At 42.5% G+C, this 19,548-nt stretch carries 20 protein-coding genes; 10 read left to right on the forward strand and 10 right to left on the reverse strand.

Features of this window, described 5'->3' with window-relative positions; genetic code table 11:
• Nucleotides 1-225 precede the first annotated feature (225 nt).
• Nucleotides 226-1,407: an alpha-hydroxyketone-type quorum-sensing autoinducer synthase gene (gene cqsA / locus ATB74_RS17105; protein WP_061019226.1), complete on the forward strand. Its 1,182-nt coding sequence runs from the start codon at nt 226-228 to the stop codon at nt 1,405-1,407.
• Nucleotides 1,408-1,557: 150 nt separating this feature from the next.
• Here the strand turns inward: cqsA and ATB74_RS17110 are convergent, their stop codons facing one another.
• Both ATB74_RS17110 and ATB74_RS17115 read right to left on the reverse strand, forming a co-directional pair.
• Nucleotides 1,558-3,606 (reverse strand): ATP-binding response regulator, encoded by a 2,049-nt coding sequence (locus ATB74_RS17110; RefSeq protein WP_061019227.1) that lies wholly within the window; start codon nt 3,604-3,606, stop codon nt 1,558-1,560.
• Nucleotides 3,607-3,859: 253 nt separating this feature from the next.
• Nucleotides 3,860-4,675: a TauD/TfdA dioxygenase family protein gene (locus ATB74_RS17115; RefSeq protein WP_061019228.1), complete on the reverse strand. Its 816-nt coding sequence runs from the start codon at nt 4,673-4,675 to the stop codon at nt 3,860-3,862.
• A gap of 494 nt (nt 4,676-5,169) precedes the next feature.
• Here ATB74_RS17115 and ATB74_RS17120 point away from each other — a divergent pair, with 494 nt between their 5' ends.
• Nucleotides 5,170-5,571, forward strand: a complete 402-nt coding sequence (locus ATB74_RS17120; RefSeq protein WP_061019229.1) for an ACT domain-containing protein — start codon at nt 5,170-5,172, stop codon at nt 5,569-5,571.
• Between the two features lie 106 nt (nt 5,572-5,677).
• Here ATB74_RS17120 and ATB74_RS17125 read toward each other — a convergent pair whose 3' ends face one another.
• The 3 genes from ATB74_RS17125 to ATB74_RS17135 form a co-directional block, all read right to left on the reverse strand.
• Complete coding sequence (locus tag ATB74_RS17125) at nt 5,678-7,564, reverse strand: methyl-accepting chemotaxis protein (protein ID WP_061019230.1); 1,887 nt, start codon at nt 7,562-7,564, stop codon at nt 5,678-5,680.
• A gap of 526 nt (nt 7,565-8,090) precedes the next feature.
• Nucleotides 8,091-8,765 (reverse strand): hypothetical protein, encoded by a 675-nt coding sequence (locus tag ATB74_RS17130; protein ID WP_061019231.1) that lies wholly within the window; start codon nt 8,763-8,765, stop codon nt 8,091-8,093.
• 93 nt (nt 8,766-8,858) lie between these two features.
• A complete protein-coding gene (locus tag ATB74_RS17135; protein ID WP_061019232.1) occupies nt 8,859-9,320 on the reverse strand; it encodes a cytochrome c in 462 nt (153 codons plus the stop codon).
• 178 nt (nt 9,321-9,498) lie between these two features.
• Here ATB74_RS17135 and ATB74_RS17140 point away from each other — a divergent pair, with 178 nt between their 5' ends.
• From ATB74_RS17140 to ATB74_RS17160, 6 genes are all read left to right on the forward strand, one after another.
• Nucleotides 9,499-10,122: a cytochrome b/b6 domain-containing protein gene (locus ATB74_RS17140; RefSeq protein ID WP_060981817.1), complete on the forward strand. Its 624-nt coding sequence runs from the start codon at nt 9,499-9,501 to the stop codon at nt 10,120-10,122.
• Between the two features lie 38 nt (nt 10,123-10,160).
• Nucleotides 10,161-10,589, forward strand: a complete 429-nt coding sequence (locus tag ATB74_RS17145; protein ID WP_061019233.1) for a MarR family winged helix-turn-helix transcriptional regulator — start codon at nt 10,161-10,163, stop codon at nt 10,587-10,589.
• A 215-nt stretch (nt 10,590-10,804) separates the two neighbouring features.
• The gene (locus tag ATB74_RS17150) at nt 10,805-11,500 is read left to right on the forward strand and encodes a VC0807 family protein (RefSeq protein ID WP_060981815.1); all 696 of its coding nucleotides are present in this window, start codon (nt 10,805-10,807) and stop codon (nt 11,498-11,500) included.
• Between the two features lie 352 nt (nt 11,501-11,852).
• On the forward strand, nt 11,853-12,128 hold the full coding sequence (locus ATB74_RS17155; RefSeq protein WP_017059113.1) for an HU family DNA-binding protein: 276 nt from the start codon (nt 11,853-11,855) through the stop codon (nt 12,126-12,128).
• Nucleotides 12,129-12,153: 25 nt separating this feature from the next.
• Nucleotides 12,154-12,297: a hypothetical protein gene (locus tag ATB74_RS24305; protein WP_017059112.1), complete on the forward strand. Its 144-nt coding sequence runs from the start codon at nt 12,154-12,156 to the stop codon at nt 12,295-12,297.
• 316 nt (nt 12,298-12,613) lie between these two features.
• Complete coding sequence (locus ATB74_RS17160; RefSeq protein WP_155645082.1) at nt 12,614-13,498, forward strand: VirK/YbjX family protein; 885 nt, start codon at nt 12,614-12,616, stop codon at nt 13,496-13,498.
• 220 nt (nt 13,499-13,718) lie between these two features.
• Here ATB74_RS17160 and ATB74_RS17165 read toward each other — a convergent pair whose 3' ends face one another.
• Entirely contained in the window at nt 13,719-15,269 is a 1,551-nt protein-coding gene (locus ATB74_RS17165) for a methyl-accepting chemotaxis protein (RefSeq protein WP_061019234.1), read from the reverse strand.
• Nucleotides 15,270-16,444: 1,175 nt separating this feature from the next.
• On the opposite strand from ATB74_RS17165, the gene ATB74_RS17175 reads away from it, so the two are divergent.
• Complete coding sequence (locus ATB74_RS17175) at nt 16,445-16,648, forward strand: hypothetical protein (protein ID WP_061019236.1); 204 nt, start codon at nt 16,445-16,447, stop codon at nt 16,646-16,648.
• A 42-nt stretch (nt 16,649-16,690) separates the two neighbouring features.
• On the opposite strand, the gene ATB74_RS17180 is transcribed toward ATB74_RS17175, so the two are convergent.
• Together ATB74_RS17180 and ATB74_RS17185 are read right to left on the reverse strand one after the other, a co-directional pair.
• On the reverse strand, nt 16,691-17,782 hold the full coding sequence (locus tag ATB74_RS17180) for a transporter substrate-binding domain-containing protein (RefSeq protein WP_061019237.1): 1,092 nt from the start codon (nt 17,780-17,782) through the stop codon (nt 16,691-16,693).
• A gap of 220 nt (nt 17,783-18,002) precedes the next feature.
• Nucleotides 18,003-18,458 carry a PaaI family thioesterase gene (locus tag ATB74_RS17185; RefSeq protein ID WP_061019238.1) on the reverse strand — a complete coding sequence of 152 codons (456 nt, stop codon included), beginning with the start codon at nt 18,456-18,458 and terminating at the stop codon, nt 18,003-18,005.
• A 36-nt stretch (nt 18,459-18,494) separates the two neighbouring features.
• Between ATB74_RS17185 and ATB74_RS17190 the strand changes: the two genes are divergently transcribed.
• Entirely contained in the window at nt 18,495-18,773 is a 279-nt protein-coding gene (locus ATB74_RS17190; RefSeq protein ID WP_061019327.1) for a DUF134 domain-containing protein, read from the forward strand.
• A gap of 77 nt (nt 18,774-18,850) precedes the next feature.
• Here the strand turns inward: ATB74_RS17190 and nqrM are convergent, their stop codons facing one another.
• Complete coding sequence (gene nqrM / locus ATB74_RS17195; protein ID WP_009846971.1) at nt 18,851-19,048, reverse strand: (Na+)-NQR maturation NqrM; 198 nt, start codon at nt 19,046-19,048, stop codon at nt 18,851-18,853.
• On the reverse strand, nt 19,045-19,491 hold the full coding sequence (locus ATB74_RS17200; protein ID WP_061019239.1) for a NifB/NifX family molybdenum-iron cluster-binding protein: 447 nt from the start codon (nt 19,489-19,491) through the stop codon (nt 19,045-19,047). The genes nqrM and ATB74_RS17200 overlap by 4 nt, the downstream gene beginning before the upstream one ends.
• Nucleotides 19,492-19,548: the final 57 nt, after the last annotated feature.

Here is a 19,548-nt window from a genome sequence, read left to right on the forward strand (position 1 = left end):
TCGTCGAATTTTAATAGCCTTTTGTCATAAAAAAGAAGGCTATTATTCCTATCTTGATTCGGTTAAAGCCCCGAACCGTAAGGAAACCCACTCGCCTCAAAACCCTTAAATGCTGAGTTTGCAAGCACCCACAAATTTATGCAACTTGGCTAATGACACATCACTTTTTATCGTCAATATACAGCCGTCAGCGCTGGCGTTTTCCTGTATTTGAAGAGAACTATTATGAGTGATAAAACAAAAAACAAACCACTACCTTCCTTTATCGAAGAGCGCTTGAACTTCTATATTCAAGACCTGATTACCCAGAACCAAAGCCAAAAGCATTTGGTATTGGGTAAACGCCCTCAGCGCAGTGCCGTTGTGATGCAGAGCAATGATTACCTAGCGCTGTCACACAACAAACAGATCCAACAAGCTCACCAAGCGGCGATCAGTGAACACGATGACAACGTAGTGATGTCTGCCATTTTCTTACAAGATGAGCAGTCTAAACCTGCGTTCGAAACTGAGCTCGCGAACTATGTCGGAATGGAGAGCTGTTTGCTTTCTCAGTCTGGCTGGGCTGCTAATATTGGGCTATTGCAAACCATCTGCCCACCGAGCACACCGGTGTACATTGACTTCTTTGCACACATGTCGCTTTGGGAAGGCATTCGCGCTGCAGGCGCCCTCGCCCACCCATTTATGCATAACAATATGAATCACCTGCGCAAACAGCTAGAGCGCCACGGCTCAGGCGTTATTGTGGTCGATTCGGTTTACAGCACCATTGGGACCATCGCCCCACTACGCGACATCTACGAAATGGCGCAGGAGTTTGATTGTGCCGTTGTCGTTGATGAATCGCATTCACTGGGTACACATGGGGAAAATGGTGCAGGCTTAGTGCAAGCATTGGGGCTCACCAACCAAGTCGACTTTATCACTGTTAGCTTGGCAAAAACCTTTGCTTATCGCGCCGGGGCAATCCTTGGTCCTAAACAATTGTCTAGAACCTTGCCGTTTGTGGCGTACCCTGCGATTTTTAGCTCAACGGTATTACCACAAGAGGTGGTTCGTTTGGAGAAAACGTTGGAGGTGATCAAAGGTGCGGAAGGCAAACGAGAAGCCTTATTCAATCGGGCTAAGTCGCTGACTACGGGGCTAAAGCGAATTGGCTTTAACATCCGCAGTGAGTCTCAAATTATAGCGCTAGAGTGCGGCAATGAAAGGAACACTGAACGTGTGCGTGACTTCCTAGAACAGCGTGATGTGTTCGGTGCGGTATTCTGCCGCCCGGCTACTGGCAAGAACAAAAACATCATCCGTTTTTCAGTGAATGCCGACATGACGCCAAGAGACATTGACCATGTGCTCACCGTTTGTCACGAAGCGTATCATCACCCCGAGTTAGAGTTCGTGTAACCTTGTTCGAACCATATTTATAACTAACACCAACGGCAGGACTGAATGGACGCTATCATGTCGCAATACAAAAAGAGCCCAGCAATTCGCTGAGCTCTTTCTTGAATCTATGTCTACCCAATTCCCGTGAACTTCAGACTATTACATCCATTAAATCCAGTGAGCAATTTTATCGAATAGTCGGTTTTTGTCCGCCGGTTTAACAATAAAGTCCGACATGCCTGACGATTCCATCTTTTCCAAGGTAACGGGAGAACTGTCACCCGTGTGAGCAATAATCGGCACCGAAGAGTATTCTTTGTCGGCACTTCGAATTCGGCGAGAAGCTTCAACACCGTCCATGATTGGCATTTCAATATCCATTAGGATCAAGTCGATGTCGTCGGTATCAAGCGCATCTAAGGCTTGTTGTCCGTCTTCTTTCTGCACAACATCAAAGCCCTGTTTTTCCAATAACATTGCCGTAAATCGGCGTAGAGATTCATTGTCATCGACCACCATAATCGTACGTTTAGTGGTGGCCTCTAGCGGTTTTACAGCAACCGATGTCATCACGTAGTTGGAGTCAAACAGTAAACGGTCAATGGTCGCTTTAGTATTCAGTAGCCAGACTTGTGTTTCCACCCAAATAGGCTCGAAAGAGATGTTACGTACATGCTTGATAGGATGACGCTCATACAAGTAAATGATTCGCGCCTCAGTAAACGAAAGTAACGATTCAATCCTATCGAGGCAATTGGCTCTTAAATCCAAGCTCTCCATATCAACAAAGATCAGATCGAATTCGAACTGATACTCCTTGTTCTTAAGCGCAGATGCGACATCTAAGACGGCAAGTTCAAAGCCCATAAAACGCGATATCTCGGTCATTTTACTGGTCAGAATCTTCTGGTCGCTCACCATTAATACGGTCTTCAGCTTAGTGAGCTCACTCTTGATCTCTTTCACTGTATTTGAAGCCAAAGATGGGAACGTCATCGTAAACTGTGTCCATTGTTCCACTTCAGACTGGCATGTAATCTCACCACCAAACGAACGCATGACCTTCTTACAAAATGGTAAACCCAGCCCGTAATTACCCGACTGGCCTGTGGTGTAAAAATCTTGGAAAATACGACGAATGATATCGCTCGAAATACCAGACCCGTTATCCGTCACCATAACTTGGTTCGTCACTTCATCACTGAACATGGTGACATGAATATGGAAATCTTCAGGGCTACGATGATGGAACGCATTCTTGAACAGGTTATACATGACGTATTTCAGCAAGGTGTCGCTGCCCAAGAACTCAAAGTTACTCTGCACATCCAAGGAGATTGCTGACTTATCAGCAGTACGTTTGTAATTGAAGCTGTCTATCGCATCCTCAACCACCGCTTGCGCTGAATGCTTCTTAAACGTAGAGCGAGAGACGCGGTTTTCATCAATTGAAGTCAGTAACAGATCAATCGTTTCGTTGCCGGAATGAATGATCTCCATCGCTTCATCGCCCACTTCACGTAGCTGAATCACTTCCTCATTGCTTAACGCATATTGCCCTTTTTGATCGCCACTTTTAGGGTTCGGCAATATGGACTGCATGACATCAATAGAGGTAAGTAAACCGCTTAGAGGGTTTCGCATCTCATGGGCGATACCTGCACCAAAAGACTTCGCCAATGACACCTTGTTTTCATGTTCCACCTGATTGCGGAAGTAGAACAAGTTGCCGAATAAGTAGATAAACAAAAAGATTGGCACATGCGTCCAATCCATTGTGAGTTCGAGGTAGAAGCCTTGTGCAATCCAAGCACACAACGTAGCAATCCCAATACCGGCAAAGGTTTGTGCAAACATCACTCTCGTCACGTGCACTAATAAAATATGGAGGAAAATAGCCGACATGAATGACATAACCCAAACGTTGGACCAATTATTCATTAGCAGCATGTAGAAGAAGAAACCTGGCAAACAGATAGTTACAGCGACTTGATAATAAGCCGGAAGATATTTTCGCCATTCAAATGGGACACGATTGCGAAATATAATCCCAAAGAACAACACCGAGCAAAACAGGCGAAGCGCTAAGTTTTCGTAGGGTTGCGGAAACAAAAACTCCCACACAATGTAGTAAATTGGAAAGCCGACAAAGCCCATCCAACCCACAAGGGTGAGATTCGGTTCTGCGTATTGATAAACTTTACGAATCGCGTTCATACGAAATACTTTGTTCTCTAAGCCCTAACGTTTATTAATTCTATGGTTTAGTTTTTATACTTATATATTGGCGCCGATTATATTACACATCACCTCCGAGCAGTGAGGTTTCAATCAAATAACCAACGCATTTGTTTTTATTATTAGGCTCAGACGAATGATGCACCTTGCTGACACTTAATTTAAGCACGAGAGTTTGGTTCAAGGGATGGGGATGCACGGTGTTCCTTTGATAACGGTGTTCAGCATACCGTTATGTCACTGTTACTCGATGCATTTTCCGCGGTGTATCGCCATAATCGATCACTGCATAATGTTGAGTGACCCTGTTATCCCATATCGCCATCGCTCCCTTCTCCCACTTGAAGCGCACCTGAAACTCTGGACGTCGAGCAATTTCAAATAGTTGGCTGAGTAACACGTCGCTCTCTTGGCGGTCGAGCTTATTGATATAACGCGTAAACTGTTCATTGATATAAAGCGTTTCTTTACCTGTTTCAGGATGAATTTGAACAACAGAGTGAACCACTGGCGGATTTTCTTGAGCCGTTTTGATTAACGACTTATGCCAATCAAGCTCAATTTGCTCCGACTCTATGCCTTCAAACGCCACCAGCGAATGAGTCGCCGATAAGCCCCGCAACTTTGCTTTCATACCTTCATCTAACGAATCAAACACAGCAGTCATCGAACACCAAATCGTGTCCCCTCCCACATTGGGCACATGCTGAGCATGCAACATAGAAGCTTTCGATGGTAATTTTCGCCACGTTAGATCCGTATGCCAATAACTTTCCATTGGCGCATTGCCTCGGGTTGTTTCAATCACGCTCACCTGAGGCGCACTCTCCACACGAGGGAAGAAAGGATGTGCAGGTTCTAACGTTCCAAAGCGTTCTGCAATCATCAAGTGTTGTTCCGGAGACAAAGCCTGCCCGTCGAGAAAGATCACTTGATAGTCAATAAGCGCTTGATACACCTCCTCGAGTTCACCTGCACTGCAGGTCGCAAGATCCAATCCGTGAATGCGTGCACCGATGTGAGGGGTAATGGGCTCTATTTTCAACATACTTTCTCTTATTTGGTGGCTTTAAGTTGGGGGGCTGATCTGGCTACTAGGCTAATCTGGCTAATAACAATAAACCGGACAAATACAGATTTTCTTTCCCACTTGAAATAGAAAATCGCCTCTCCGAAACAAAAAAAGAGCCCCTACGCTGGAGCTCTTTTCGTTTTTTGATACTTCCTGTATCCATAGACAAGTCCAATCTGTAGTACTTTCACTGAAAGCCAGATCATCGATATCTCCAGTTGTGTATCACTAATAAATCTAGCATACAATCCTCAGGGTTTTCTGAGACGCAACCGAAATAGTGCGCTTCGTCCCACGCCATCTCATTGCTAAGCACTGCGACAGCACGATCAACATTAACAATGCTGATGTGGAATAAGTACTATTAATTGTACTTATACAGTGTTGGGTCTTATCGTAGTAAGAACAATGCAAATAGACCAACGCAAACGGCACTACGCATAGCGTGAGCACGAAGAAAAGGATAAATAATGACCGCTATTACTGATTTAGATGTCTTGTTGAAATCAATATCACCAGAGCTTATCGAAGGTAGCTATGTTTTCTGTACCGTTGACGGGCCGTTAGCAGACTATGTTCAACTAAACCCAATCTCGACTTTTCAAGAAAAGGAAGGTCTAACACTCGTTTTGGAAGAATACGTTGCGACTAAAGCTCAGCTCAACTTCGATAGTGTGTTTAGCCTAATCACTTTGTCTGTACACTCTAGCCTTGAAGCGGTTGGATTAACGGCAGCGTTTGCGACCAAGCTTGGTTCATACGGCATTAGCGCCAACGTTGTTGCAGGCTACTATCACGACCATATCTTCGTTCAAAAAGACAAAGCAGATGCAGCAATAAGTGCGCTGAAAGAGTTTTCAGAAACAGATTGATAAAGAGTTCTATTGCTAACAAATACAAAAAAAGCGACGTAATCTACGTCGCTTTGACTTATTGCTTAGCGCTCACTCACTGATCAGGCATCAGCGAGTAAAACAGTTAAGCAAGCTTAAAAGTGGCCACTTTGTCACTTAAACCAGCGGCTTGGCTTTTAAGTTCGTTTGACTCAGTTAAGCTGTCCTGTGCACCCACAACCAAGTGGTCAGTGACATCTTTAATGGTCGTAATATTTTGGGTAATTTCACCCGTCACGTGTGTTTGCTCTTCAGCAGCCGTCGCGATTTGAGTCGCCATATCACTGATCAAAGCCACCGCCGAGTTGATCTCTTCAAGCGCATGCGAAGCTCGGTCGGCATCTTCTACAGAATGTATTGCCAGTTTAGAACTGCTCTCCATCAGCTCAACCGCTTGCGCCGTTGTGCGCTGCAGGATATCAATCGTTGATTTGATCTCTTCCGTTGAAGAGTGAGTGCGCTGTGAAAGCACACGTACTTCATCAGCAACCACAGCAAAGCCACGACCTTGTTCACCAGCACGAGCCGCTTCAATGGCAGCATTCAAAGCAAGCAAGTTAGTTTGTTCTGCAATACCTTGAATCGTTGCGAGTACTGTCGAGATCTCTTGAGCATGCTTGTTTAGCTCGCTGATCACGTTACCCGCTTCGTTCACTTCATTGGCTAGGTTATTGATAGAACCTTTAGTGTCGACTACCAGAGCATGACCACTGTTAGTGCTAGTCGCTGAGTCTTGCGCCGCTTTTGCTGTTTGTTCAGCATGCGAGGCAATCTCTTGAGTTGCACAGGCCATTTCCGTTACCGCCGTTGCCACCATAGTGATTTCTTGCTGTTGGTGATTAAGCTCGTCCACAGAACGGTTCGCACGTTGAGCACTTTGCTCTGACTGGCTATTTAGCTGTTCTGATTGCCCACGAATATGACCAATCAACTGCTGTAAGCTGCCCACAAAGGTATTAAAGTTATGAGCCAGCTCGCCTACTTCGTCTTGATTTTCAACATGAATACGTTGAGTTAAATCACCACTACCGTTAGCAATTTGCGCCAATGCTTGAGACACGTGGTTCAGCGGACGGAATAGAATCGTACACAACAGGTTAAACAATATGGTACATACGATCACCACAAGTAGTGTCACCAAAACTTGGCCAATCACAGCATCGAATAGCGGTGCTACCAAAGAGTCATGGTTAACAACACTGATAGTAATCAGGTTAGTTCCATCAATAGCACGCGCATACAAAACATAGTCGCTGCCATTCAACTCTATAGACGTATCTTTGCCGCTAGTTAAAGCCTTTTGTACATCCGCAAAATCCAACCCAAGTGAGCTGATGTTTTTGTTCAGTAACTTAGTGTCAGGGTGCGTATAAACCGTGCCTTTATTAGTCGCGATGAACATGTAACCTTCACCAGGAAGAATTACTTGCTCTAGGCTATTAAGAATGTCGGTAATTTCAACATCCGCACCTAACACGACCTGTTGACCATGTAATTGCATGGCAGTACCCAGCGACACAACATTCGCCCCAGTTGCAGCTGCAACCGTTGGGTTGTCCATAAACACTTTACTTGGGTTTGCTACCGCATTGGTGTACCAACCCCATAGATGTGGGTCATCATTGCCCGGCGGCAATACCACTCCGTTCGCGTTCTTTTGCGAACCATCAGGAAATGCCAAGAAGACATTATCAAAAGAGGCAGAATCACGAACCTGTTTTAGGTGAGTCACCAAGCTTTCTTGTTTAGACTCTTGCGACAAAGAAGTCAGTGCACGTTCTTTGGATAAGATCCAATCCGATACATATTGATTGTAAGAAGCCGATGCGCCCTCTAAACGCTGTTCAACTTCAATATCTAGTCGTTGCAATGAAGCACGAAAAGACAGTGCCTCGACCAAAATCCCCCCCAGGATAATGGCCATACTGGCTGAAATCGCCAGCTTATTTTTAAGCGAGAGTTTCTTGAACATAGGAAACCTATAATTTGGAAATAAAAGTCCGTGGCGACAAGTTTGTTGCCAAAACGGCTTGCAAGCGCGATATATTTTACGCCTTAAAATAAATTAAGAAACCGGCTAACGAATTGAATTATTGATATATGTGAACGAGGGCACGTATAGGAGCATATTCATCGAGTAAATATCATCCCCCTCTACGCCAAATGAGATCAGGTAACCTTTTGGCTGCAGCACTTATTGATTGCGCTCTATTTTCTCGGCATGCTGTAAACCTCAAAATAAAAAGGACTAAACGTATGACGTTCAGTCCTTTTTATTTATCTCAAATCTAACTAAATAGAATCTTCACTTCCTATCAAGTCAATATTTATACTCGAATACTTAGATTACTGAAATTCTTTAAATTACTGGCCTCTAAAAGCAGATATTTTTAATGAGTGGACTATTGAACCATCGATTATTTATACAGTACGCTTTGTATTTATCAGCCTGTTTTTTGGGGTGTTACCTACAAGAAAAGCCAATCGCTAATAGGCAACTATTTTTTACTATTCGTCAAAGAAAGCTTGTAACCCAAATATTGAACATTCACATCAGCATAACCCAACGTAACGGCCTCAAATTGGTGGCTAAGCTCTTTCGCGTGTTGTGCATCCTTAGCAATAAAAGAAACCGAATACACAGGTCGGACAACATGATTCTCAAGTTTTTGCGAATCAATATATGAAGATGTTACCAGCCCTGCTTGGTTAAGGCTGATCACTCTTTGCAAATCAATACTCAATACACGGTCGATTTCAAGAGCTTCAATTCCCTGTTTCCAAGTGATTGTGACGCCATAGTTATTATAATCTGGTGTATTGTCTAACCACTTAGAACCGAGTGGAGTAATTTTGGCGATATTAACCAAATCCTTCTTATACAGAGGTAAATGAGCCAATTTATCTTGTACTTGTTGAGGGTCATTCGCCTCTATAACAAAACGCAGTAACTGTACTGAACGACCATCAACCTCACTACGTGATACATACATATCTTTTATTTCACCTCGGTCAATCAGTTTACTAAATTCAGCTTTTTGCTCTGGCATATTATCGAGAACTTGCTCCAGATTGTTTGTATTCCACTCAAGTTCAACGGCATAGTCTGCTGCGCTAATGAAAGTGGAAAAAAAGATTGAAGCGGCAAGTGTTGCCAATGTAATAATTTTCATATTTTGTTCCTTCTTTTGGCTAATAAGGCTTGGACGAATAAATGTGTTTGGTTAGATTCATTCGATTAAGTTAATTGAGCGGTTTAACCCGTGTTACCAACGTGATCGGTATGAGCGATGGCAGCTCTTGCAAGTATCTTGTGCTGCTTCTAATCCTGATTCCGCAAGCGATACATCACCTTGTTGACTGCCTTGGAAAAGCTCCTGAAAGCCCTGGTCCATTTGTGTTAACAGACGATTGAATTTTTCAGGTTGGCTCCAAACACTCTCTTTTGCTTTACTCCCCTCGTGACTGCCTTCCGGAAATAACGTCAGCAATGATTGGCTGTGAGCCGTTAGCTCTAAGCTCGTTTCCTCTAGTGTCTGCCAATTCGTATCATTGCCATCTAAAGTGTCGCCGGCTTTCTCTATTAAAGTTTCGATTTGCGTAAATGCGTGTTGACGCTGTTCAATTTTGTTTGAGTAAACGGGTAAATCGTCGCCTTGTTCAGCGATAGCATAGGTACTGAGCAGAACTGTTGTAGTACACAGTAGGCCCGTCATTATCTTGTTCATATCTCTCTCCGCTACGTTTAGCTTTTGTTGTCTAGTTTCGATGGTTTGTTTCGATGTAGTGTCTTGCTTCGATGAATGTAATTTACACAACAATAGTTGCGCACGCAATTATTGCTGTGTAAATTAATGCAAATCAAATTGATGCTAAGTAAATAAATACAACAGAGAGAATGACGTTATGAAAATTTGGGATCTATCAACTCGCCTATACCACTGGGCTCAAGCAGCGCTTTTCATCGGGTTAATGGCGTCTGGCATTTCAGGCAATGGCCCCCACGTTCAACTAGGGCTAGCACTGATTACCTTAATCATCTGGAGATTAATTTGGGGATGGGTTGGTAGCGAAACGAGCAGATTCAGACAATTTTTACGATCCCCAAAATCAGTGGTTCGCTATTTACTAGGAAAAGAAAATGCTAAACCTGGCCACAATCCTGCTGGGGGTTGGATGGTTGTGACACTGCTATCAACTTTATTCATTCAATGTATTTCTGGCTTAGCTTTAGCAGGCCTTCTTGATCGCTTACCCTATGCAAGTATCTGGTTGAATGATTCAGTGTTTACCTTGCTAGAAAACATCCACCTAGCCATGGTAAAAGTGCTCCCGGCGCTGGTTGCCGTACACCTCTTTGCCGTTCTGGTCTACAAATTACGTTCAAAGCCATTAACTTGGGCAATGGTCACTGGTTTTCAAACACGAATGCAATTTGATGACCGCGTAGCATTTGTTTCGCAATGGCGCGCGTTGTCCGTACTTGCTTTAGCTGCACTGCTTACCGTTACTCTGGTTGTATTAGCATAAATAAAAATAGGTGTAATTTGGTACACCGGAATGAATTAATGACTGAAGTACTTGATAGAGAGCACACCGCTTGTTGGTTGATCCATGTAATCGCAAACAGCACAGCAAAGAGATTTGACTTTGAGCTTAAAAAGCATGGATTGACTGTCGCGCTTTGGCCCACCTTGATGTGTTTATGGGAACAAGAAGGAATAACTCAACGAGCAATAGCTCAGAAATCCAAGGTAGAAAACTCGACCACAACTCGAACCTTGAATAAGCTCGAACGTCTTGGCTTGATTGAACGACGACCCGCCCCAAGTAGCCGTCGCTCTTTCAATATTTATTTAACAGAGAACGGGCGGACGATCCAAGACGATCTTTTACCTCTCCCAGTTCATGTCAATCAAGAATACTTAAACATACTAGAGCCGGATGAACGAAAAGAGATCAGCCATCTGCTTAAAAAAATAGTATCTCGAATATAGCGCAATTAACCAAAACGCAGCGAAACCATGATATCAAGCTGCTAAGAGGCTGATAAATAGGACAAGTAAAGTCCTGAATCGAACGTCAGATAGGCTCAGAGATGTCGTTGATGTCACATGTCGTTACACTGCATGATACCTTAAGGCTTTACATCTTGGGCGAGGTAAACAACAATCCCTGAGAATAAATCCATAACATAATGTATTTAGAAATTATGAGTAGCACAGAAAATAAAAAATCGAGTCCTCTTTTTGAAGTCGTCTTTAACGTCCTTCTTCCTTCATTCATCTTAATGAAATTCAGTGGAGATGAGCACCTAGGAACCGGCTTAGCTTTGCTTGTTGCCCTTGCCTTCCCTATTGCTTATGGTGGTATGGAGTTAATCCGCAATAAGAAGTTCAACTTCATCGCTGCGCTCGGCTTTGTCAGCGTGCTATTAACGGGCGGTATTGGTTTCTTCGAACTAGACACTCGTTGGTTAGCACTAAAAGAAGCATTAATCCCTGGTTTAATTGGTTTAGCGGTTCTTGGCTCAACCTTCACCCGCTATCCGTTTATTCAGAAAGTTATCTTCACACCAGCTCTGTTAAATATCTCTCTTATCGAAGAGCGTTTACGACAGTTCGGTAAGCAGGCGCAGTTCGACCGTTGCTTAATGACATCAAACTACCTATTCGCGAGTACTTTCGCATTTTCTTCAGCTATGAACTACTTCCTAGCGACTTGGATTGTAACCAGCCCTGCTGGCACCGCTGCCTTTAATGAAGAACTTGGTAAGCTGACACTTTACAGCTACCCAGCAATCGCCATCCCAAGCATGCTGATGATGTTAGGTATTTTCTACTACATTTGGCGTCAAGTTCGCACGATGACATCACTAGAGACAGAACAAATTTTTATTACCAAATAGTTCTGAATTAATAAATCACTCTGACCACAAGAAGCCCAGCAATTAAGCTGGGCTTCTTTGTTTTTACTGTTTCGTTTGTCAACGTGATAGGTGACAGCCTCGATTTGGATTATGAATCGATCGGGCAATCCTAACGCTCTTTTCTCAAGAAGTTTTGGGCAACATGTCTATAAATCAATAATAATCAATGAATTGCATTGATTGAACCGACAGATGCTTTTATAGTCAATTCTGTTGGTTACTTTACAAAGCTCTACCCAATCACTGACATTATTTCAGTTGCTGTTGATAAGATCGCATAAGCTAGGTGCTAAAGGTAGACGCCAGCCGTACTCAATAAGGAATATAGATTATGAACAAATCTCAATTAGTTGAACACATCGCGACATCTGCAGACATCTCAAAAGACCAAGCAGGCACAGCACTAAATGCGCTAGTTGAAGGTATCTCTACTTCGCTTGCTAACGGTGATGACGTATCGATCCTTGGATTTGGTAGCTTTAAAGTTAACTCTCGAGCTGCTCGCACTGGTCGTAACCCGCGAACCGGAGAAGAGATTCAGATTGCTGCATCAAAGACGCCAGCATTTAAAGCGGGCAAGGCACTAAAAGAGACGTGCAACCTGTAACACAGAAAACACAAGGAAGGTTACGATGACGACTAAGGAAAAAGCGAAAACGAGCCGAAGTAAAAAAGCAGGTAAGTCGACTAAAGCGCAAGCCGAAACGCCTAAGACTCGTCAACGCATCGAAGAGCTTCTCGAAGAGCGTGAACTGGCCAAACTGTTAGAGCTATAGTTTCTGTAAGAACTAAAGTTTAGGTTTAAGCAAAGTGATAGTTTGTTATCGTTCTAATGCCACTGCACATTTGTAGTGGCATTTTTGATTTAGGAGCAAGCGCCTCCAATAAATAACATTGATACCTATACCCCTCCCCACTAAAGCGACAAACACATCTGCCCAAAATCTGAACGCTAAGTAACTGATTGAGTTACATAGCTATACTTACCCAAATCACCTTTTTCACTATCATCATTTTCTTGTTATTGGTGAGATTATTGGAAGGGTTCATGACACGACTGTGTTCGAGCAATCCTTCTTCTTTGAGGTGATTATGAATGTCGTTCGCATGGGGATTGAAGCAAATACCCATAAAAATAAGGGTAAGTACAAAGCGATAGTTAAGTTTACTATTCGTGCCCTGTTTTATTATTCAGCTACTCGCAAAATGAGTGATAATTTCAACTCTGAAGAGAGAAAGTTGTTATTTATCAAGCAACCCAACTTCCTTTCCAAATTTGTCACTCCCTACTTATGTACTGGCTTTAGCAATAAAGAAAAGATCGATATCTTATCCAAACACTACGACTGGTTTGAAAACACCTTCGCAACAGAAGCTAGACACCAAATCTATAACGAAAGACTCAATCTTCTAAAACTTGAGGTAGATGACAACGTTTATCTGGTTAATCTCAGCTTCGAAAGAAACGCGAGAAAAGAAGGTGAACTGACAATTTCATTGACCAATTCTCAACTCGAAAAAATGTATACCATTTCGTTTACTGTTTTCAACAACAACATCTACATCGGCGGTATACAGGGTGGCGCCAATGACAATGGATTTAGCCGCACATTCACCAAAGCTTTTTACGGTTTAAGACCTAAATCTTTCATGGTAGAAACGCTACGACTGCTCGCTATTAACTTGGGTATCGACAATATCTATGCGGTAAAAGAATCTGGTCATGTGTCGAACTCATTACGCTACGGTAAGAAAAACAAAGACATCAGCCTTAAATACAACAGTCTGTGGGAAGAGCACGATGGAAAGGTGCATGATGACTATTTTTATCGTCTCCCGACAAACCCGAACAGGAAAGATCTTGAAGCTCTAAAACGTCAAAAGCGTAAGTTGTATCGCGAGCGCTATGCGTGGCTAGATCAGTATGAACAAGATCTAAAGAACGAAATGAGCCGTTACGCCCCCCTTCATATGTAGTACCAACAATTGAACTAGCGTCGGCCAGTTAATTTAGCGCAGTGACTTAACCCGGCATCTGATCTGGCTGTTAAGATACCCCGTCCAAGTAAGCTCAACCGACCAAAAACATAAAACCTCGCAATTGCGAGGTTTTATATTTGCGCCCAAAGCTAAAACTAGTTCAAATCTCAATTCACAGTTTAGCCTCTCGTCAAAATAGCGAGTCACTCTATTGAGTTTAAAATCGAGCGACTCCTTTTCTTAACTCATTCAAGCTCAGTACACTTTGCTCATACTGCTTTTTGCTGTCTTCCATTAGGTCGTGAGAAGCTTCAGCTTTACTATGGATAGAAAGAATATTCTGATTAATCTCTTCAGAAACATTAACTTGTTCTTCAATTGCGACGGCGATTTGGTTATTCCTATCAACCACTCCCTGTACCTTTTCACTCAATAACGTAAGGCTTTCTAGAGTCGATTGAATCGTTGTTTGAGTACGTTTAGCTTTTTCAGTGCCATTATTAACGGCCGTAACTGACTGACCACTGCCTGTGCATAGCTTTTCAATAACCGCTTGAATCTCTGTTGTTGCTTCTTGTGTTTTTTGAGCTAGCACTCGTACTTCATCCGCCACTACCGAGAACCCTCTTCCAGAGTCGCCCGCTCGTGCAGCTTCTATCGCGGCATTGAGAGCTAACAGGTTGGTTTGGTCTGCAATCGCGTTAATCATCTCAATAACGGAGCTTATTTGCTGCGTCTCTCTCTCTACAGACAGCGATATTGTCGATATATTGTCTAATTCATTAGTCAGCTCGACAAAGTTTTCTTCTACTTGGTTTAGTTCGTTCTGACAAGATAATAGCTCTTGTTGGGTGCTAAAGGTGGAATCTAGAGTACCTTGTGCATTTTGAGAGATTTCGCTTGAAGCCGCCTGCATTTCATTAATAGCTGTCGCTGCCATATCAATTTCTGTTTTCTGACTTTCAAGGTTTTCAGACACCGTTGCGTTCGACTCAGCTGTTTTATTCGCCTGCATTAGGGTTAATTCACATGAATCACTCACCGAAATTCGGATTCTTCCTAATAACGCTTTTGCATATTGTTTCCGTACCTTCATTCCTAAAGCAATTTCGGAGAGATCATCTACCTTACCAAAATAAATATGCTCCATTAGGGGATTATTGAATTCATTTTTCGCTATTTTACAAATACTCTCCAAACGACGCGTGAAAATATAAATTGATGCAGTCCCTCCGAAAAAGAGCAATGAGAAACTTTGTAGTACAGTTAGGAATTGGTTAATATGGAGTGCATAAACAATCCCTATTAATAATAAGGATATGAAAGTTTGACGCTGCCAAAGCCTTGTTTTTGGTAACATGAGTTTGAATGGTGTTTTTCCTTTATTTAAAATTCCATACGCTTTTTCTGCTCGTTCAACATATTCTCTTTTTGGTTTAAACCGAACCGACTGATATTCAACAATCTCGTTGTTTTCTTTTAACGGAGAAGCAAAAGCGTCAACCCAGTAATAGCCGCCACCTTTTCGTTGGTTTTTAACCATACCCATCCAGTTATTTCCTAACTGAATATGACCCCATAGGTCTTTAAATGCGGCTTTAGGCATATCACCGTGACGAACTACATTGTGATATTCACCTATTAGCTCTCCTTCTTTGTAGCCTGCTACTTCGTTAAAGTGTGGGCTTGCGTACTTGATCTTGCTTGAAGGGTCTGTCACTGAAATTAAATTGTACGACTCTGGGTAATCATACTCTTGCTCTACCATAAAATGCTTCCCTGTTTAAACTAGATAACAATCAACTTGTTGTGCGGCCATCCATATCACACTGTGCTGAAAGTAAAGGCACTTACTGCTCACCTCATTGACTCAACGGCTATTCGCTATTGAGTCAACGAAATTTTTACCCAAGTAAGACGAACACCACTCACATCAATGCCATCAATTTCATAATGACGTTAGATAAGACTAGCTTATGAAAAGTAAAGTGGGGGCGTTAAACATCTCCCCCGGCAAGAGTGAAGCGCATTTACCTACACACTACCTTGCTCACAAACTTTATCACTAAGAAAGCAGCACCAATGTATAATTAAACTCTAATATAGCAATGAAATAAATTTTTTAATTTTCACCTTGATATTTCGACAAACTTGAGCTTATTTACCTGTTGCTCTGAACTCAATTCTTGTGAGGTTAATGAAATCACCCCCAAAATAGGATTAATTATCAATTATACTTTAGTATTTATTTAGGCTCTCATTATGAAATGAAACTATTAAAATTTATAATAATCACTAAATTAAAATATTATCAAAATCACCTTGATTATGAACACAATCTATCCTTTACTATGCAACTAGTATAAAAATATATTAAAGGAAACTTATGAATGTATTAGACAAGGATTGCTTACTACAATTAGTCATTGATAACTTTCAAGAAGATGTCGCAAAGTCTGTTGATTTCAGCACTGGTGAAGTTGGTATAATGTATACCAATCTTGATCATAACCTTATTTTTTGTGTGGATTTATCTATTGTGGAAAAAATATATTCGACGAGATAAATCCCGAATAATCTGAACTCATGAGCAATGTTATCTTTGAAGTTGATAATTTCAAATAAGTTGTAAACTTCAAAGATAATAACTTGTTCGTCAATCAAGCCCTGCTTTCAATACGCTGGTAATGCAAGAGGCACTGACATAAATATTTTAAACCCATTTCCACTCATACCCGCTTCGCTTAATAGGTGTATCCGGCAGAACAAACCTCTTCCAAAAACGAAACTTTAGCTTACTGGTTTTAAGCGGATATCGCATTGACGGCTATTCTTGAGAAGCGCATGCTTTTGTTTCCGAGCAGAAGCGTTCTTGGTCGTATTGATAGTGTCAAATGCCCAAAGCTTGTTCTGTGTAACGCACCTAATTGAATGACAAGTCACATGAATAAAATTGTAATGTTAGTAATGGGGTTGCTTTTCACAAGTCGATTGTTTGCCAGTATTGTGCCGCATGTAGGCCAACTTGAGCATGATGCTCCTATCTTGATTCGTTCGGCACTTATTGTCGGTGTTGCGGCTTATCTGGTTTGGACAGCATTCAAGTACTTCAAGAAAAATAAAGCCGCTGGTTCTGAGCAACTCTAGCAGAAAGAGCTTGGAAGCCCTGGTGTAGCTAATTTACTTAAACTACTTATCCGCAAAGTATTCGACCAGTATTTTGCGCCACTTCCGTGACTCACGAATTTTCAATAGTGCTCGGTTTATCTCTTCTTCGTATTGGTTGTTTTCAGTGATGATAAAGCCATAATTTTGCTTTTCTAACTGATAAGGCAGAACCTCTAAATCCTCAAATTGCCCGCCTATCCTACCATTACCAATCATGTATTTGAGCACCACATCATCAGCGACAATCGCTTCAACCTCACCATCCTCTAAAGCTGCTAATAGCCTTGGCATATCAATGTAACTCTTGTGTCGAATACCAAAGCTTGTGAGCATCAAAGAAGAAGTCGTTGCTACTTTGGCACCCACCTCCACTCCCGCAAGATCATTCACTCCTTTGATATGGGAAGAGCCTTGGCTTAGAGTAAGTTTACTAGCTAACACGGCAGTAATACTTGCGATAAAAAGCATACTAAACACGCCAATAAACACCGTGGCAATTCGTCCAGTTAGGCTCTTAAACTCAAAGTAATTGAATGGACCACGAGTGATGAAAAGTAAACCCAGTATGAAGCTTTCTAGCCACCGACCGGTTCGGCTTTTCATCGAGTAGAGCTTTTCGTTCTCTCCATGCTCCAATAGGTAGAAAAACGCCCCAATCACGCCTGATATAAAGACGATGACACCAATGATAATCCACAATGCAGGGTTCAAAAATATAGCGCGCAAGGTATGAAGATAACCTTGCTTCTTAACGGCGATAGCGAGGTGAGTTTCGTAGAAGGAATGGGAAAAATCAGCAAACAGCTCACGTTCTGGCGTTATTGAAATGCAAGAGACGCCGATGTCAATTTGCTTGATTTCAATCGCATTGAGTAAGTCACCCAAGGGGCGGTTCTCTACTGTAAACTCAACGTTCATTTCTTGTGCAATTCTCTCCCAAAGTTCAATACTCAGGCCGTTCCATTCATTTTCCATCGAACTAATCACAAATGGAGGACATGGATAAACACCGACTTTAAGCGGCGCGGAAGAAGCATAACTACTGAAGAATGGAAAAAGTAAGACGATTGATAGAACACAATACTGGAATGTCGATTTGAAGAATTTTGGCATCAGCAGCCCTCCGAGAAAAGGCAGTGATGAATTGAATCAAGTGCGGGGAAACTCGCTCTAATGAACGGATTCAAGCGCGCTCAGGAGCTAAAAGATGGATAGTTAATTCAATACTGCCCTACTAGTTTTTTCGTTACTACATTAACTATAGAAAACCTCTATTTATTGTGCAAAAGAACGGAATCAACAAACTAGCACCATCCAAGCTGTCGATCGATAACTAGGGTGATGACATAAACTGGCTTTGTGCCGACGAACACAACGCTCCGTTCTGAGTGATTTTACTCTCTAAGAAGTGAATATTACGCCTGCTTTTGACCCATTGCGCGCGAATTTCCAACTCTTGACCAATCGCGATTGGGTGATGAAAGCGAGACGTCAAACTCACCGTCATCGCATTGATACTGTTCTGAAATAGACAATACAACATCGCGCTGTCATGCAGTGTGGTAACAATGCCGCCCTGCATAATACCATCGTAGCCCTCGGCTTTATCTGTTGGTACAATCTTGGCTCTGGTTTCATATTTAACTAAAGCTTCATACTTATCCAAAGTTTCATGCTTAGCTAAAACTTCGCGCTCGCTATTAGCTTCAAATGTTATTGGGCTGTCTGAGAAAAAACCTTGGCTGCACACTTGGCAACGCCGATGATTGTGTGGAATGAAGATATTCATACTGACCTTTTTACCCTTAGATTCCTAGAGATTGATATGGCTCGACCAAAAAAACATCGCCAGTTGTGTACTCGTGCGGCTTACTCTTGTTTTAAGCCCAATGGTGTTCCTATGGACGAGCTTCATAAAGAAGAATTGCTATTGGAAGAGCTCGAAGCCTTGCGCTTGGCTGATCAAGAAGGCCTGAGCCAGCTTGAAGCCGCTGAACAAATGCAGGTGTCTCGCCAAACATTCGGTAACATCATCAAGCGTGCACGAGCTAAAGTCGCCAAGTGCATCGTCAATGGTCACGCGTTGGTGATTCAAAGCGGTTAATTCACGTGTTAGCCAGAAGTTATTTAACTCAGCGAGCGAGAACTCTAGATGCTTAGCTCGATACTTAGCTTTGATACTTAGCTTGATGGCTCAGTAATCTGATATAGCTTTCTGCTTTGCCCTTCACACACATCCTTGCAATTGCATTCACGCTCAATATCTAACTGCGCCAATCCTCCACAACTGCCTTTGATTGGCTTGCGCGAAAAAATCACGCCTATCGCCATCAATGTAACGACTCCGACAAACCCCAATAGCGTCAACAAAAAGGTCATTTTCGAAACCCTTGAATAGCGCCTAACTGATTAGGGTGTGCCATTAGGATCGAAGCTTGTTTTTTGTGCCCTTTATCTCCGCACGTTTTACTGCTGCACCCGCTATTTCTCGGCTCTCGACCATAATCGAGATCGATTACTTCCCGTAGATTGTCGAAATCCAAAGTCCCGATTTCTGCCTTACCTGTCGACGCCAAGACTCGAATATCGTTATTAAACAAATGCGCCAACATTTTCTTCCCGATGTGACGAACCACCACAGCCTTTACATCGTAAGATTTAACGACAGACATCCATTGCTTCTTCTTGTTGCACGGATTGTCAGATTCAACCAAAGGGATGAGATGCTTGATTTGTCGTTGTTCATCGACAATGGCGATCTGGGGAGAACGAGCAAAATGGTTGCCGACATGAAGGTCGCGGCAAGGTACTGCGTATAACATAGTAACTTCCTGTTATTGATGATCAGGTGTTCATAATACGCCCAGTTACTGGCATAT

Origin of the sequence: Vibrio splendidus, from assembly GCF_001557875.1 — a bacterium.
Lineage (GTDB): Bacteria > Pseudomonadota > Gammaproteobacteria > Enterobacterales > Vibrionaceae > Vibrio > Vibrio splendidus_F.